Origin of the sequence: Acinetobacter sp. SH024 (genome assembly GCF_000163635.1) — a bacterium.
Classification (GTDB): Bacteria; Pseudomonadota; Gammaproteobacteria; order Pseudomonadales; family Moraxellaceae; genus Acinetobacter; species Acinetobacter pittii.
Window position 1 is genome coordinate 102231 of record NZ_GG753601.1, and the last position, 15024, is coordinate 117254.

A 15024-nucleotide genomic window follows, 5' to 3' on the forward strand; every position below is an offset into this window, starting at 1 on the left:
CTGGTTGACGTATAAGTCTAGGGTTGAAGGCAGTGCTGCCGAGCCAGAGAATTGCGGGAGTGCCGAGGTGACAATATCCCCGCGTTGGCTATAAGCACTCGACCACTGAAAACCGGCAAGACGGACACTACTGCCCCAATCTGGGCTATTGGAAATAAAGTCCCCTAGGGTATATATCCTGATCTTCTCAGGGTCGACATATTGCCACTTACTTTCTAGGCGCACCCATTTTTCATGGCTATAACTATTTTCATTACTACCGTTATATAAAACGCCTGAAAAAAAGTTACCGATTGCGCTGTTAAAGATCCCCTCTGCCGTACCTGAGAAAACGTTCTCGTCATTGGTCATAGTCTGATACAGACTGTAGTTCAGAATGGCTGCATTTAAGGGTTTCATCTTTAGCAATTGTGGGCTAGTGATCTGCTGGCCATTTAAGTCAACTGAGTAACCCGTTAACATGTTCGACGGAACTTTTAAGTTTAGAGATTGCTCATTTTCCAGATATTTAAACTGGATTCCGTTTAGATCATTAATACACACCCACTGGTTATCTAGGATATGTTCACCCATTTTTAGTCTTAAAGTTTTTAAATCACGAGAGCGGATATATAATTTTCTATCTTGATCCTGCCGTACCGATATTAAATCTTTAGAAACATTTGAATTAACAGAAATATTTAAAAATAGCTGTACATATCCCTGATCAGAACCAAATGCCTGATGAGCAGAATTCGGAACTTCGGGAATACTTGGTAAGACAGCATTGGTACTATCTTGTAATGATTCAGCAGCGGCATGAATCGGCAAGTACATAACACATAAGGCACTTACGATATATTTCATATGTGCCTCTTTAAAGAGATGTTTGCTTACCGTTAATATTTAATAAAATATTATATTTATGACCTGCTTGAAATTTAAAATCAGGACTAATATTAAAATTTCTCGCTTTCCCAGCAAGAATATAACCATTCACGGTATTTACTTTAATGGTATAGCTTTTATTTGCTGTTGTATCCACAAGTATTAAGTTATTTAAAAGCGCATGTCGATTACCAACATTACTTATGGTGAGATAAGCGTTATTTTGTTCTTGTTGTATTGACCAATTCAGTTTAGTAATCGCATCTTTATTCACTACAAATACAGGTAATGACGAACGTAGTAGTACGTTAACCCCTTGATCAGCTTTACGACTATCAATTGGTTTTGGTAACTCATCAATAATAATACGATAAGTTTTTTCACCAGAAATAAGTTCTGGGTTAATTCTAACTACACGTAAGTTATAAGAGTCACTAGGCTGTAGTTTTAAAAATGGTGGACTAATTACAATCTCATCCGTAGGGATTAACTGATCTTGACCAGCATTTTGTCTCCATTCAAATACACGCACCTGCAAATCAGCGCTTTCATTTGACTGATTATATAAACTAATGGAAGAGGCAGCCTGATCACTCAATATTTCAACACTAACAGGTGAAAGGCGGATTGATGCTGCATTTAGCATACTAGGCAAAAATAATAATAAACTTGTCACAACAAAGATATTTTTTTTCATGATTTGCCCAGAACTACTTTTCTCAAATTGAGCTAGCTCCTTTAAAAAGAGCTAGCGATGACGCAATAAAACTTATTAAAAATTAATAAGTCACTGTTACAGTCACAGTGTCAACATAGCTACCTGCACTTGGTAAAGTTGAGCCAGCAGGAATACGACCATAGACGTTAACTGTTTGTGCTACACCAGTACCAGTACCGCTATATGCAGTTGTTGCAATACCAATTGCTGTTGCACGGTTAGTATCTGAGAAAAGGTTGTAAGGAATGTATTCGTTGCTAGCCGCCCCACCAATCATACGACGTTGTGTCGATTGAGCATTTTTCCCTGCGTCAAAAGCCAAAGTCCATGGCACAGTGTTGTTACATAACACTTTAATTGCAGTACCACCTGTTGTTGTGGTGTCTGCATCTACGTTGCTTGCAAGCGAACTTAACGTACCAAAGTCTAAAATTGCATTTGACGTAGTACCTGTTGCAGAAGTGTTGAGAACACAACTGTTTGTAATCGTTGCTTTAACAGTTAGTGTACCGGTTGCGTTAGCTGCATTTGCAACATTGATAGACGTTAAACCCATAGCAATTGCTGATAAACAAATGAGAGACTTATTCATGGTTAAAAACCTTTTTACATTACGCCAATAAAATTAATAGATGTAAAAATTAGCCTTCCCCATCACAATCACTAGTTCTTCTGACTGTTTTTTCAAAGCGTTATTTTTTTACTCTACTAGTTGCGCATAATACAAAAAAACAACAAAAACACTAATATTTGTTTCATTCCAAATATCAATTAATAATCAAAATTTTGATTGATTTCTCAATTATAAAAATTTTTATGGTTGGCCCCACTCTTTTTATTAAGTTTCGATAATTTCATTTATATTTTTATTAGTTTTTCTAAAAAATTTTAATTTTTCATTAGTTAAAATTTACCATCAACATTCATATTTTATATTTTTTTAAAGTTTGGTCAAAAAAATAAGAATAAAAAGTAAGCACCTGATTATTCTATATATTTTAAATGAATAAGAAAATAATACTTTATGAATAAGAAATCTAAGTGTTTTATCACATCTTTATAATTTTTTTGAGATTTCAATGACTAGTGGCAGGTCTTCACTACTAAAAAGTATGTATTGCTAGCTCAACTATTTCTAAAAATTAAATGAAAAATCAAACCCAATAATCTTTGGATTTTGTTATACCGTCCTTAAGCTAACAATTCCATACTTGTGGTTTTAGTTCCTTCTTGGCAAGGTATGTATCAGTAAAACATTAGGAATTTGTTCCAATATGGCGAGTCCAGCACAAATCATTCGACATAAATTTCTCAATACATTCTTTTCACGCCATTCTCTCTGGTTTTTATGTATTTTTACTGCGCTCAGCATCACATGGTTTCGAACCGTCTATACCCCTCATAGTATCTATTATTTTATTTCTGATACTCTCCTTAATGGTTTATGGGTAGTTACAGGCGCTTTAAGCCTATTAGGCCTCTATGATGTTTTACAAAATAAACATTCTATTTTAAGAAACTACCCAATTATGGGACATTTTCGTTTTTTGTTTGAAGATATACGCCCCGAAATTCGTCAATACTTTATTGAAGCGGATCAAGATGCTCTACCTTTTTCTCGCATGCAACGAAGCTTAGTTTATCAACGTGCTAAAAACGAAAATGCAGATAAACCTTTTGGCTCAATTATTGATGTCTATCAAGAGAATTACCGCTTTATTGTCCACTCAATAAGCCCTTGCCCACCAGCTGATCCAAAAAGCTTCCGCATTCAGGTGGGTAATGCGCAATGCCTTCAACCCTATAGCGCATCCATTATGAATATCTCTGCCATGAGCTTTGGTAGTTTAAGTGCCAATGCAATTCGAGCACTCAATAAAGGAGCGCAATTAGGTGGGTTTTATCACGATACTGGTGAAGGTAGCTTAAGCCCTTATCATCTCGAAAATGGTGGAGATATTGTTTGGCAAATTGCCAGTGGTTATTTTGGTTGCCGTACCCTAGATGGAAAATTTGACGAGCAAAAATTTGCTAAACAATCTCAATTGCCACAGATCAAAATGATCGAATTAAAGCTTTCACAAGGTGCAAAACCGGGCCATGGCGGTATCTTACCTAAGCATAAAATTACCGAAGAAATTGCTCAAATCCGTGGCGTTTCACGCGATCATGATTGTATTTCTCCTGCTAAGCATTCTAGTTTTTCTACCCCAATTGAAATGATGCATTTCTTACAGAAGCTGCGAACATTATCTAGCGGCAAGCCAGTTGGTTTTAAACTGTGTATTGGCCAACCTTGGCAATTCATGAGTATTGTTAAAGCAATGCTTGAAACAAAAATTGTTCCTGACTTTATTGTTGTAGATGGTTCCGAAGGTGGTACTGGTGCAGCACCAATTGAGTTTAGTGACAATATTGGTACCCCATTACGAGAGGGCTTACGCTTTGTCCATAATACTCTTGTCGGTGCAGGACTAAGAGATCAAGTTAAAATTGGCGCAAGTGGTAAAATCATTAGTGCTTTTGATATCGCTAGCACTTTTGCACTCGGTGCAGACTGGGTTAATTCAGCACGTGGTTTCATGTTTGCAGTTGGGTGTATTCAGGCACAAAGCTGCCACACCAACCAATGCCCTGTGGGTGTAGCGACTCAAGACAAAGATCGTCAAAAAGCAATTGATGTACCAACCAAAGCAGAACGAGTATTTAATTTTCATAAAAATACCTTGCATGCATTATCAGAAATGATTGCTGCAGCAGGTTTACGTCATCCTTCTGATATTAAAGCTCATCATTTGGCTCAGCGAGTAAATGACCGTGAAATTAAGAACTATGCTCAGTTGCATTTTTTCTTGAAAGAAGGTGAACTTTTACAATCTGAACTTAATAATGACGATGATAATTTCTACTATCGAATGTGGAATATGGCTGATGCCAATCATTTTTAATTTATATTAATTTTTATAAGTTGAGCATCACCTTTATAGTGTGATGCTCTTCCAGATTTAAACCTAATATGTGATTTTTGCTTAAATTTTACGCCTCTTTTAATTTGTATTTAATAGATTTTTCACCTAATATAAAAGTATAAATAACGTACACATTTTAATTTTATTTAATAAAAATTTTTATGCTTATAACAAGAAGGTACCTCATCATGTTGAAAAAAACATTCATCTCTTCTTTTGTTGCAATCGCTGTAGGCTTAAGTAGCTATGCTGTTGCTTGTACACGTGCCGTATATTTAGGTAATAACCAACATATTATTACCGCTCGCTCAATGGACTGGAAGGTTGATACAGGTACCAACTTATGGATTATGCCAAGCGGAGTTAGCCGTGACGGTAGTGCTGGTCCCAACTCAATAAAATGGACGTCAAAATATGGAAGTGTAATTGCTACAGGTTATGAAGTTTCAACAACAGATGGGATGAATGAAGCAGGTTTAGTTGCTAATATTTTATGGCTAGTAGAGTCTGAATACCCAAATGCAAAAAAGACAGATAAGCCTTTATTAAGTATTGCAGCATGGGCTCAATATATACTCGATAATTTTGCAACTGTAGATGAAGCCGTTAAGGCCTTAGAAAAAGAACCCTACACTATTATTACCGACAATGTTCCCGGTGAAACACGGCTCACCACTTTACATTTATCTATTTCTGATAAAACAGGTGATAGTGCAATTATTGAATATATTGGTGGAAAACAAGTGATTCACCATAGCCGAAGCTATCAAGTCATGACCAATTCACCTACTTTCGACAAACAACTTGCACTTGTTGAATATTGGAAGCAAATTGGCGGAACAATTATGCTTCCCGGTACTAACAGAGCATCTGATCGCTTTGCACGTGCATCATTTTACATTAATGCTATTCCTAAAAATGATAATACAAAACAAGCACAAGCTTCTGTATTTAGTGTGATTCGCAATGCATCTGTTCCCTATGGGTTAAATACTCAAGAAGAACCTAATATTTCCTCGACTCGTTGGCGAACTGTTGCCGACCACAAACAAATGCTCTACTTTTTTGAATCTGCCCTCTCACCAAATGTATTTTGGGTCGACTTGAAAAAGATTAACTTTAAAGATGGTAAAACACGTAGACTTGATTTAGGACCCGATCAAAGCCATATCTATGCAGGTGATGCCACCTCTTCCTTTAAAATTGCAAAACCATTTGTATTTTTAGGTCCAACTACGCGTTAATTTATGTCAAAATTTATTACTCTTAGTATAAATAATATTAAACATACGATCTTGGAATTTATATGATGAAGAAATCTCTACTCTTATTAGGTTCATGTCTACTTACTGCAGCGTGTAGCACCACACAGGTTAGTACACCAGCTCCTAAAGAGGTAAAGACAGCTGGTCAACTAAACTGCTCACCAACTGAACTATGCCCAAGCTTATTGGTTAAATGGAACGAAAATCAAAAAAATCAGCTTCGAGTAGATGTTCATTTAAGTAGTAGTTATAACTTTTATGATATTAACGCTTTGACTTTTGATATTGATGGCAAACGATTCAATTACGAACCAGCTCAAGCCACTGAAAAGACAAATGTGAGCCGATTAGTACCTAAACATTCAACCACTTACTTTGTTATTCCAAGTCAATTCCTACAAGAATTTAAAAATGCTCAAAATGTGAATGTTTTAATCAAAACAGATAAAGGAACAATCGAGCGCAATATGTATAGTCCACAAAAGCAGTCTTCGGTTTATAAAAACTTTATGCAGCTTTATCAAAATTCAAAATAAACTACAAAGATTAAATAATGCATCTATCTAGAATTTTGGATAGATGCATTATTTTTCTAATAATAAAAATGTTTTGGCTTTGCATGCAAAAAGGCTGGAATCAATCCTGTTAATGCCGCACGTATATCTGCACGTTCATTAATTAATTGATGAGAGCCTTCTTCAAGCATTAACAACGTCTGGAGTCTAAATTTACGACGAATAAATTCAATGTTGTAACGCCAATCAACCGTCTGATCGAGAGCACCTTGTGCAAGCCAGACTGGGATACGGCAAGCAGGTCGCTCTTCCATTTCTTGCATCCATTTTGACATTGCCAAAATCCAGTCCATGCCCATCATTCGAGGTTGCAGAGGATCTTTTAAACGAATAAAACGCAAAAATTCAGGATTATGATTATTACGTCTAAAATGCCTTGGTACCTGACGCTTAATACGGCGAATAATGCCTAATCCAACGGGGTTATGCCACCACGCGGTTTTTGCAGGGCGAATTAATGGAGAAAGTAAAAGTACTCGATCTACAATCGGATCTTGGCGTTTTTCAGCATATTCTAATAAGTGATGCATCCAAATTGCTCCACCCGTACTTTGACCAATACCGACCCATGGTTTAGGTAACTGATCTGCATGTTTCACATATTGATAAACAGCCATCAAAACTTGCTGGTAATGATCAAAGTTTTTAATGCTGGCTGGTGAACCATCACTTAATCCATGCCCCGGCAAATCATAAGTAATGATACTAAAGCCCTGCTCAAGAATTTCACGAATAATTGGCTGGTAAATACCGCTATGCTCAAGATAGCCATGTAATAAACAAACAGTACCTTGTATTTTTTCTACTTTGGGTTTGAAAACTTGCACATGCAAACGGAATAAAGGCATTTGGACATAGCCTTGCCAATGGTCACATTCAAGTAAATGTAAACCATACAATTTGCGATAGGCCAGCAAATCACGAGAAGGTTCTTCTAATGTGTTTAAATTAAGTGGACTCAAAACTTGCGGCGTAAGATCACGATTAGGAACAGGTAAATCTAATTGTTTTAATACGGCAGGATTGAGAAATGGAATATCTGACATTAAGGAACCTCTCGACAATCACTTGAGCCAAACAACATGTCACGAATTGTCGCAAGTAATTCATAATTTGCACGGCGGCTATGATCGTAATTTTGCACACTTGGTTGCCAACGTGTCAGTGGAGTTGGCATTGGAGCTACAACAGGAATAGTTTCTATACCATTTAAAGCAAAAAGTCGGCGTGTACGCGGCATATGATATTCATCTGTAACCAACATGACTGTTGGTGCCCCGCCTTTTTTCTGAAGCAATAAAGAGCTAAAACGAGTATTTTCACATGTATTCATACTGCGCTTTTCTAATAGCTTTGCATCAACACCGCGTTCTTTTAACCAAGCTTGCATATAAGGCGCTTCTACACCGCTAAGCACAATAGGTAAATGATTTTGTTTTTCAACTTCTAAAGTTTTTTCTAATCGCAAACGCGTATAGCCATTAACAACAATATCCTTACCATTTTTATCTAAGGTTAATCCGCCACCCAACACAACAATTGCATAAGGCTCTGATAACTTTTTAGGTTGTACTGGTAATGGATTTTTACGCACATACTCGACTTTTTGTTCAGGTTCACTGACAGCTTTTTGATGCTCTGGTACCACAGGTTTTCTTGCTAAAAACTCTGTATATTGCTCAGTAAGCGCTTTATTTTCAGAACTATTAATAAAAAGTGCTTCGTCAACAGGACTACTCGCCTCATCTGCGGCATCAATTTCTGAGTTTTTAGCGACTAAAGGAACCGTTACAGATGCTGCTTGTTCTTCTGAATCCTGTTCCTTTTCTTCTAAAAGAATAATTTGCTGCAAGGCTTTATAATTCTCTTGAATATAGGTCAGATCAGATGTTCTTTTTTCACGTAACGCTTGCTCTGTCAGTTTTAAATAGGCCTGACGAGCGATCCATAAATTTGAACCCGGCTCTAAATTATCATGCTCACTTAATGCAGCCTGTCTTTGGCTCTCAGCAGCGACTTGATTAACATCAACAGGTACAAAATAGTTAAGCCCAGCTACAATAAGTTTTGAATAAAATGGCGAATATAAAAAAACCACGAAACAGCCTAATAGTACAAATAGCACGGTGACTACTTGTACTAAACGTACCATTAAGTGTACTTTTGGCATAAAACTATTCCGTATGATTTTCAATTAAACCTAAACTGTTATAAAGCACAGGTTCTGGTTCTAACATAATATGGAAAAGCTGATCAACATCATGTTGTACAGCCTGATAAGTTTTCCTTACATCAGCTAGAGATGCATTGGCATAATTCACCAGAACTAATGCCTGTTTATGGAACATCCCTACCATATCGAGTTGCTTCCCTTTCCAACCCGCCTGATCAATTAACCATCCTGCTGCAATTTTAACGTTTCCGTTAGCTTGAGGATAATGTGGAATTGTTGAGAATTGTGTGACTAAGCGTTCAAACTCTTGAGGTTTAACAATCGGATTTTTAAAGAAACTCCCGACATTTGGATACTCTTTTGGATCAGGAAGTTTACTTTGACGAATATGGATGACCTGATTTTGTAAATTTTCGGCAGTCTGATTGTCTCCAACTGCTTGTTTCAAGTCGCTGTAGTTAAGTTTCAAATGCGGCTGTTTAAGCAATTTAAAAGTAACATGCGTGATAATGTAACGGTTTGGATCATCTTTAAAAATACTATGGCGGTAGGCGAAATGGCAGTCGGCCGCTAAAATTGTCTGAGTTTGCTTCAATTTACGGTCATACACTTGTACTGACTCAATAAACTCACCTACCTCTACCCCATATGCACCAATGTTTTGTACGGGTGAAGCACCGACTAATCCTGGAATAAGGGCTAAATTTTGCAAACCAAACCAGTTCTGTTCAGTGCTGTATAAAACAAAATCATGCCAGACTTGGCCTGCGCCTACTTTAACCCGCACAAAATCATCATCGTTTGATAAAACTTCAATTCCCTGAATATCAAGATGAATCACTAAAGCATTGATCTGCTGCGGTAATAACATATTACTACCGCCCGATAATACAAGTACATTTAACTGATGCTGCTCAGCAAACTCTAAAGCTGCTTCAATATCTTGAATATTGCCAACTTTAGTATAGTGAGAAACAGTTGCATCTAAACTTAGAGTATTGAATGGCTTAAGCTGTACTTGATTCTGAATTTGCATTGTATTGAAAAACCTATTCTTAAACATTCAATTGTTTTTTTAAAATATTGACCCACGCCAAACTACTGGACTCACATTGATTGAGTACACGTTCAAAACCATCAGCACCGCCATAATAAGGATCAGGCAACGCTTGTTGTGGGTATTCAGGATCATGCTCACTCATTAAAGCTACTTTTGCACGAATTTGATGTGCGCCAAATTGGGAAACGGCTCTTTGCAACACGTCATGAATATCTTCAAAATTTTGATGATCCATTGCCAAAATCAAATCAAACTCTAAAAAGTCTTGAGTTGAAAGTTGTCTTGCACGTAAAGATGATAGGTCATAACCCCTTTTTTTGGCATGCAACTGACTACGCTGATCAGGCGATTTATTTGGATGATAATTACTCGTTCCAGCTGAATCGACAATAACATTGAGTTGATGCGCGTCACAATAATGTCTAAAAACCACTTCAGCCGTGGGAGAACGGCAAATATTTCCTAAACAGACACATAACACCTTATATTGTGTTTCCATTAGAAATTACTTCCAAACATTTGAATTACATAAAAATAAACGGGATCATGCACAATCTTAACAGACTATAAGTTTATAAGAACCAAATTGACCATTGTGACTTGTTGCATTTTGTCAAAACTCCCTTGGGTTGAAAAGGAAAATAATGTTTATCAATAGATTAAAAGTTGATAAATCAGACGATAAATTAGCTAATCTTGTATTTTTGTAGTAATTAAATAAAAATAAAGCCCTAATTTATAGGGCTTTACAAACATCACTTTGATGCAGTGATTAATTCAATCATTTCTTTCGTAGGCCTGAAGCTGCCTAACTGCCAATGTTCAGGAGGATGCTCATCAATTCTTATCCAAACATGTTCACGAAAAGCAGGATTTCCCTTTCCTTCTATTTCTACAAATAAATCCGTAATTCGCTTGAAAAGCTCAGCCTTACTATCTTTATCTAGTAAACCTTCTATAGTTTGTATATTTATAAATGGCATAATGCTACCTGAATTAATGCTAGGTCTAAATTATAGACCCATACTAATTGGAGCTCCCACTGATGTCAAATCAAATTATTCCAGATCATAAATTTCCAGTAGATGTATGTGGGATCTTCAAAATTACAGAAATATTGAATGACAGATGGACGATCCTCTTGCTAAGAGAAGCCTTCTATGGGGTAACAAAATTTAATGATTTTTTAGAAAATACAGGCATATCAAAGCAAATTTTATCTAATCGTCTAAAGCATCTCATCCAATTAGAAATATTTGAATTATCAATTTATAAAGAAGTTGGTGAGCGAGAACGTAAAGAATACTTACTCACTAAAAAAGGCAAAAGTCTAAATATTGTCTTACTCGCCATGCTTGAGTCTGGCGGTAATTTCATTGAATCTGGTAAAGATGTGGTGAAAGTTTTTAATAAGAGTACTGATGATGAACTTAAATTAAAACTTGTTGATCCTTCTAATCAAGTTATAGATTTTAAGAATTTGGAACTTAAGCTCATTCATTGCAAAAAATAAATTTTTATAAATTAGCTACTCTGATCATAAAGTCCTCAGTATGCTTTTATAAAGAAATAAAAAAAGCCTACTCTTTCAAGTAGGCTTTCCCCTTATGACTTTTGCGCTGATCATTCAGGTTTATTGTTGTTTAAAGCAACGGAAGGATCTTACAGAAATACTTAAGAATAAAAAAGCCCTTCCAATAACAGTATTTAACAAAGCCTCCTGTACCGCGCCCTTCTAAGGCTACACAGCCTCTCCAAAACAAGCACTTGGCTTTACTGTTTTGTTTCTAAATTAAAACTCATCTATAAACTCTTCTGTAGTTATTACCTTAGCAAAAGCATTGTTAAAAATTTGGTTGTGGTGATCAATTATACGCTGAGCACTTAAATGCATAGAATCAAATGTAGTATGTGCATCAGAGATTAAAGTTACTTTATATCCCACTTCTGAAGCGGCTCTAATAGTAGAGTCAATACAATATTCAGTTTTCATGCCAGTAACTATGATTTGATCAACATCAAGTTTTTCTAACCAATCTTTTAGAACAGTACCCTTGAAACTACTAGGGTATATTTTCTCAATGACAGTATCTATATCTGGATTAAAAGATAATTCTGCTATCAATTGCGTATTAGCACCGTCTGGATCTAATGGAGTACCTTTTGCTCCAACGTGACGGATAAAAATAACTGGTCTCTTATTTAAGCGCTGATACTCAATAAGCTCACGAATATTTAAAAGTACACTTTGATGGTTATACGGCTTTAGCTCTCCTTTGAATAGGCCATTTTGCATATCAATAACGAGTAAAGCTGATTTTGAGTTATGACTTTTATCCATAATCTTTCTCTGTAAAAAAACCAATAATGTGCAGAGAAAAATAAACCCAGCCATTATTGGCTGGGTTTGGTTATCTTATTAAGTCGCTCTAATAAAAAATCACACGCAGCCTTTTCTGTAGGTCGTGGTGGTTGTATTGATTTTCTTTAGTAAACAGTTCATGAATTAAACTTGCTCATCATTAAAGCGCAAATAAACATACCATAGTTTTTTCTCAAAAAACAAAGCTTATTTACTTAACTGAATGTAAGTACTCATAGGCTCCTTTTTCGTTACTCTCAAGTTTAATGACTGCATCCGTTTCATCATTTAGTGTCAGATTAAATACTTTTTCACCATCATATGAAATTTGGTGGCCCATACGAAACTCTGAATCAAGTGACTCAAGAATAATAAAATTTCCTTCGTTGTTCGAAGCGATATAGTAAGTGTTGTTCCGATGAACATATCTAATTGTGTACATCACTATTTAAATTCCACCTAAAAATTATGTTTTTTCTTAATAATAAAAAGATCCTTTTTTCCTTCCCAATCAGAAAAGATCCTACCAAAAACTAAACCCTCCCTTATTAATTATTACCCCTTATCATTTAGTATTTTTTCACCCTATACTATTAAATTGATATTACAGAAATACTTAATAATAAAAAACCCCGCCATTAGTCGATAGTTAGCGGGGTCTTTTGCGATTTAATTTTACTTTTATAGACTCATCTATCAGAGATATTTACCTCATTTCTGCAATAGAAAAATTATTTATTTTTAAAAAGCTTATCTGTCATTTTTCTATCAATTTTACTGCGATGCCCATTCTCAAAGTATCGATCGACATGGCATAGTTTTGTTTTAGTATCACAGAACACACCATTTGAGAGCGTAAACGCTGAAGTATCAAAATCACCTTGAGAGAAGGCTTTATTCGCTTTATAAGTGCCTAAGTATTTAGCTGTAAGCTTTTTAGAAACACCTTTTTTGTCAGCACAAATATATTTGTCACAAATTACACCTTTTGTAGGCGAATATACGCTAGAGCTGGTTTTCGCGATTGCTGCAGAGCTAAGCATCAAACACGTACATCCCATAATACTGAGTAAAGTTTTAGAAATTTTCACTTTTTAGAACCGATAAAATTATAAATTGTTAAGGCATTATATAAATTAGAAGCTTGCCAGAAAATCTACAGGACCCTATAAATAACAAAAAGCCCACTTTTCGACGAGGGTTTAAATATTTTGGTAATCCTCACTTACATGTCGGACCCAACATTGCAAAAAAGTATTTATCTATGGGTGGCACAAGGCTTAAGAAAAGCATAGTCACTTCAGAACTACTTTATTTTAAAGTTTCTTATGCTAACTTATTCGGAGATAGAATCTTATAGAACCATTCAACAATAATGTTCAAAAATAAGGAAATAATGTATATGAGCCATTTTCAATTTCAAACTGTTCCAAATATCATCTCTGGCTTAGGCTCTATACAAGAATTACAGAATGTTTTGTCGTCAAAAACTTACCGTAAGTTATTGCTAGTCACCGATGCAGGCATGGTTAAAAATCATTTACACCGTCCCATCCTGCAAATTTTAGATAACCTCAACATTGAACATGTCATCTATGCCGATGTACAAGCTGATCCACCTGAACAAGTAGTACTAGATGCAGCCAATTACGCTAAACAACAAAATGTTGATGTCATTATTGGTTTTGGGGGTGGTAGTTCTCTAGATGTTGCAAAAGTTATTGCTTTACTCGCCCACCCTAACCAGATCCAAAGTTTGCAAGAGATGTACGGCGTGAATCAGGTCACTACAGCTCGTCTTCCGCTTATTTTGATTCCTACTACAGCTGGTACAGGCTCAGAAGTAACGCCAATTTCAATTGTCACTACAGGTGAGACGACAAAGATGGGGATTGTCTCTCCAGTACTGTACGCCGACACTGCAATTCTTGATGCTACTTTCACTCAAAATCTTCCAGCACATATTACCGCCGCCACAGGTATTGATGCGATGGTACATGCTATTGAAGCATATACCTCTAAACATAAAAAAAATATTTATACGGATATTTTAGCCAAGCATGCTTTGAAATTGTTAAACCATAACTTACCGAAAGTTCTTAAAGATGGTAATGATTTAGAAGCACGTCAAAACATGCTGTTTGGTTCAATGCTCGCGGGACAAGCGTTTGCAAACTCGCCAGTTGCCGCGGTACATGCTTTAGCTTATCCACTAGGTGGACATTTTCATTTGTCGCATGGGCATACCAACGCCTTAGTGTTGGTTGAAGTATTAAAATTTAATGCGCCCAATGCAAAAAAATACTATGCAGAGCTTATGCAATGGCTCGATCCATACAGCAATGGCAGCACCGATGGTTTATGTGATCTGTTTATTGACCATATGCAGAACCATTTAGGCCGTAGTGGTTTGACTTTAAGACTTAGTGATTTGGGTATTGATGAGTCCAGTTTACCTCGACTTGCTCAAGATGCCATGTTGCAAACCCGTTTACTACAAAATAACCCACGTGACATGACAGAAGCCGCTGCTTTGGCAATTTATCAGGCAATACATTGATGACTAAACCAGTTTTAAAAACCCGAGATCAGTTTAAGTTCTTTTTAGACATTCAAACGCGTTGGGCAGATAACGATATTTATGGTCATGTGAATAATGTGACTTACTATAGCTACTTCGATACAGCAGCCAATGCATTGCTTATTCAAAAAACAGGTTTTGATATTCATGAAGCAAAATCAATTGGCTTAGTGGTTGATTCAGCTTGTAGTTTTCTTCAGGAATTGTCATTTCCAGAAATTATTCAAGTAGGTGTTGCGATTGGTAAAATCGGTACAACTTCATTGCGTTATGAATTGGCAATCTTTAAACAAGCTCAAGATCAAGCCTCAGCTCAAGGACATTTTGTGCATGTGTTTGTAGATCGTGAAACGCGTAAGACTGTACCAATTTCTGAGTCAGTTCGTGAAACTTTAAAAAGTTATTTATTATAAAAAATGGGGCAAAAAGAAAATAATTTGTTCTTTTTGCCCAC

Annotated in this window: 16 protein-coding genes and 1 pseudogene; 6 read left to right on the top strand and 11 right to left on the bottom strand. The window is 36.1% G+C overall.

Annotation, left to right across the window (positions count from 1 at the left end):
- The 3 genes and pseudogenes from HMPREF0013_RS13110 to HMPREF0013_RS13120 all read right to left on the bottom strand — a co-directional run.
- Nucleotides 1-816: pseudogene (locus HMPREF0013_RS13110) on the bottom strand (fimbrial biogenesis outer membrane usher protein); the annotation flags it as partial.
- Nucleotides 817-856: 40 nt separating this feature from the next.
- Nucleotides 857-1564, bottom strand: a complete 708-nt coding sequence (locus tag HMPREF0013_RS13115; RefSeq protein ID WP_002115167.1) for a molecular chaperone — start codon at nucleotides 1562-1564, stop codon at nucleotides 857-859.
- An 82-nt stretch (nucleotides 1565-1646) separates the two neighbouring features.
- A complete protein-coding gene (locus HMPREF0013_RS13120) occupies nucleotides 1647-2177 on the bottom strand; it encodes a spore coat U domain-containing protein (RefSeq protein ID WP_002115184.1) in 531 nt (176 codons plus the stop codon).
- A gap of 682 nt (nucleotides 2178-2859) precedes the next feature.
- Here HMPREF0013_RS13120 and HMPREF0013_RS13125 point away from each other — a divergent pair.
- From HMPREF0013_RS13125 to HMPREF0013_RS13135, 3 genes are all read left to right on the top strand, one after another.
- Entirely contained in the window at nucleotides 2860-4533 is a 1674-nt protein-coding gene (locus tag HMPREF0013_RS13125; RefSeq protein WP_002115187.1) for an FMN-binding glutamate synthase family protein, read from the top strand.
- A gap of 209 nt (nucleotides 4534-4742) precedes the next feature.
- Entirely contained in the window at nucleotides 4743-5798 is a 1056-nt protein-coding gene (locus tag HMPREF0013_RS13130) for a linear amide C-N hydrolase (RefSeq protein ID WP_002115231.1), read from the top strand.
- 62 nt (nucleotides 5799-5860) lie between these two features.
- A complete protein-coding gene (locus HMPREF0013_RS13135; protein ID WP_002115218.1) occupies nucleotides 5861-6355 on the top strand; it encodes a hypothetical protein in 495 nt (164 codons plus the stop codon).
- A gap of 56 nt (nucleotides 6356-6411) precedes the next feature.
- Here HMPREF0013_RS13135 and HMPREF0013_RS13140 read toward each other — a convergent pair whose 3' ends face one another.
- The 5 genes from HMPREF0013_RS13140 to HMPREF0013_RS13160 form a co-directional block, all read right to left on the bottom strand.
- Entirely contained in the window at nucleotides 6412-7440 is a 1029-nt protein-coding gene (locus tag HMPREF0013_RS13140; RefSeq protein WP_002115207.1) for an alpha/beta hydrolase, read from the bottom strand.
- Nucleotides 7440-8564, bottom strand: coding sequence for a YdcF family protein (locus HMPREF0013_RS13145; RefSeq protein WP_002115205.1), 1125 nt, complete (start codon nucleotides 8562-8564; stop codon nucleotides 7440-7442). Before HMPREF0013_RS13145 ends, HMPREF0013_RS13140 begins: the two co-directional genes overlap by 1 nt.
- A 4-nt stretch (nucleotides 8565-8568) precedes the next feature.
- A complete protein-coding gene (gene murB / locus HMPREF0013_RS13150; RefSeq protein WP_002115180.1) occupies nucleotides 8569-9603 on the bottom strand; it encodes a UDP-N-acetylmuramate dehydrogenase in 1035 nt (344 codons plus the stop codon).
- A 19-nt stretch (nucleotides 9604-9622) separates the two neighbouring features.
- Entirely contained in the window at nucleotides 9623-10126 is a 504-nt protein-coding gene (locus tag HMPREF0013_RS13155; RefSeq protein ID WP_002115216.1) for a low molecular weight protein-tyrosine-phosphatase, read from the bottom strand.
- Between the two features lie 256 nt (nucleotides 10127-10382).
- Entirely contained in the window at nucleotides 10383-10610 is a 228-nt protein-coding gene (locus HMPREF0013_RS13160; RefSeq protein WP_005073831.1) for a tautomerase family protein, read from the bottom strand.
- Between the two features lie 62 nt (nucleotides 10611-10672).
- Between HMPREF0013_RS13160 and HMPREF0013_RS13165 the strand changes: the two genes are divergently transcribed.
- Nucleotides 10673-11140, top strand: coding sequence for a winged helix-turn-helix transcriptional regulator (locus tag HMPREF0013_RS13165; RefSeq protein ID WP_002115170.1), 468 nt, complete (start codon nucleotides 10673-10675; stop codon nucleotides 11138-11140).
- A 279-nt stretch (nucleotides 11141-11419) separates the two neighbouring features.
- Here HMPREF0013_RS13165 and HMPREF0013_RS13170 read toward each other — a convergent pair whose 3' ends face one another.
- The 3 genes from HMPREF0013_RS13170 to HMPREF0013_RS13180 all read right to left on the bottom strand — a co-directional run bounded on the left by HMPREF0013_RS13170 (nucleotide 11420) and on the right by HMPREF0013_RS13180 (nucleotide 13050).
- The gene (locus tag HMPREF0013_RS13170) at nucleotides 11420-11968 is read right to left on the bottom strand and encodes a cysteine hydrolase family protein (RefSeq protein ID WP_002115171.1); all 549 of its coding nucleotides are present in this window, start codon (nucleotides 11966-11968) and stop codon (nucleotides 11420-11422) included.
- Between the two features lie 232 nt (nucleotides 11969-12200).
- Nucleotides 12201-12431 (bottom strand): hypothetical protein, encoded by a 231-nt coding sequence (locus tag HMPREF0013_RS25205; protein ID WP_005068773.1) that lies wholly within the window; start codon nucleotides 12429-12431, stop codon nucleotides 12201-12203.
- 289 nt (nucleotides 12432-12720) lie between these two features.
- Nucleotides 12721-13050: a YcgJ family protein gene (locus tag HMPREF0013_RS13180; protein WP_029767006.1), complete on the bottom strand. Its 330-nt coding sequence runs from the start codon at nucleotides 13048-13050 to the stop codon at nucleotides 12721-12723.
- Nucleotides 13051-13391: 341 nt separating this feature from the next.
- Here HMPREF0013_RS13180 and HMPREF0013_RS13185 point away from each other — a divergent pair, with 341 nt between their 5' ends.
- Nucleotides 13392-14549, top strand: coding sequence for an iron-containing alcohol dehydrogenase (locus tag HMPREF0013_RS13185; protein ID WP_002115191.1), 1158 nt, complete (start codon nucleotides 13392-13394; stop codon nucleotides 14547-14549).
- Complete coding sequence (locus HMPREF0013_RS13190) at nucleotides 14549-14983, top strand: acyl-CoA thioesterase (protein WP_002115173.1); 435 nt, start codon at nucleotides 14549-14551, stop codon at nucleotides 14981-14983. The genes HMPREF0013_RS13185 and HMPREF0013_RS13190 overlap by 1 nt, the downstream gene beginning before the upstream one ends.
- Nucleotides 14984-15024 lie beyond the last annotated feature (41 nt).

Coding starts and splice junctions, on each gene's coding strand:
- HMPREF0013_RS13115 (WP_002115167.1), bottom strand. CDS start 1,564: ATGAAAAAAAATATCTTTGTTGTGACAAGTTTATTATTATTTTTGCCT.
- HMPREF0013_RS13120 (WP_002115184.1), bottom strand. CDS start 2,177: ATGAATAAGTCTCTCATTTGTTTATCAGCAATTGCTATGGGTTTAACG.
- HMPREF0013_RS13125 (WP_002115187.1), top strand. CDS start 2,860: ATGGCGAGTCCAGCACAAATCATTCGACATAAATTTCTCAATACATTC.
- HMPREF0013_RS13130 (WP_002115231.1), top strand. CDS start 4,743: ATGTTGAAAAAAACATTCATCTCTTCTTTTGTTGCAATCGCTGTAGGC.
- HMPREF0013_RS13135 (WP_002115218.1), top strand. CDS start 5,861: ATGATGAAGAAATCTCTACTCTTATTAGGTTCATGTCTACTTACTGCA.
- HMPREF0013_RS13140 (WP_002115207.1), bottom strand. CDS start 7,440: ATGTCAGATATTCCATTTCTCAATCCTGCCGTATTAAAACAATTAGAT.
- HMPREF0013_RS13145 (WP_002115205.1), bottom strand. CDS start 8,564: ATGCCAAAAGTACACTTAATGGTACGTTTAGTACAAGTAGTCACCGTG.
- murB (WP_002115180.1), bottom strand. CDS start 9,603: ATGCAAATTCAGAATCAAGTACAGCTTAAGCCATTCAATACTCTAAGT.
- HMPREF0013_RS13155 (WP_002115216.1), bottom strand. CDS start 10,126: ATGGAAACACAATATAAGGTGTTATGTGTCTGTTTAGGAAATATTTGC.
- HMPREF0013_RS13160 (WP_005073831.1), bottom strand. CDS start 10,610: ATGCCATTTATAAATATACAAACTATAGAAGGTTTACTAGATAAAGAT.
- HMPREF0013_RS13165 (WP_002115170.1), top strand. CDS start 10,673: ATGTCAAATCAAATTATTCCAGATCATAAATTTCCAGTAGATGTATGT.
- HMPREF0013_RS13170 (WP_002115171.1), bottom strand. CDS start 11,968: ATGGATAAAAGTCATAACTCAAAATCAGCTTTACTCGTTATTGATATG.
- HMPREF0013_RS25205 (WP_005068773.1), bottom strand. CDS start 12,431: ATGTACACAATTAGATATGTTCATCGGAACAACACTTACTATATCGCT.
- HMPREF0013_RS13180 (WP_029767006.1), bottom strand. CDS start 13,050: ATGGGATGTACGTGTTTGATGCTTAGCTCTGCAGCAATCGCGAAAACC.
- HMPREF0013_RS13185 (WP_002115191.1), top strand. CDS start 13,392: ATGAGCCATTTTCAATTTCAAACTGTTCCAAATATCATCTCTGGCTTA.
- HMPREF0013_RS13190 (WP_002115173.1), top strand. CDS start 14,549: ATGACTAAACCAGTTTTAAAAACCCGAGATCAGTTTAAGTTCTTTTTA.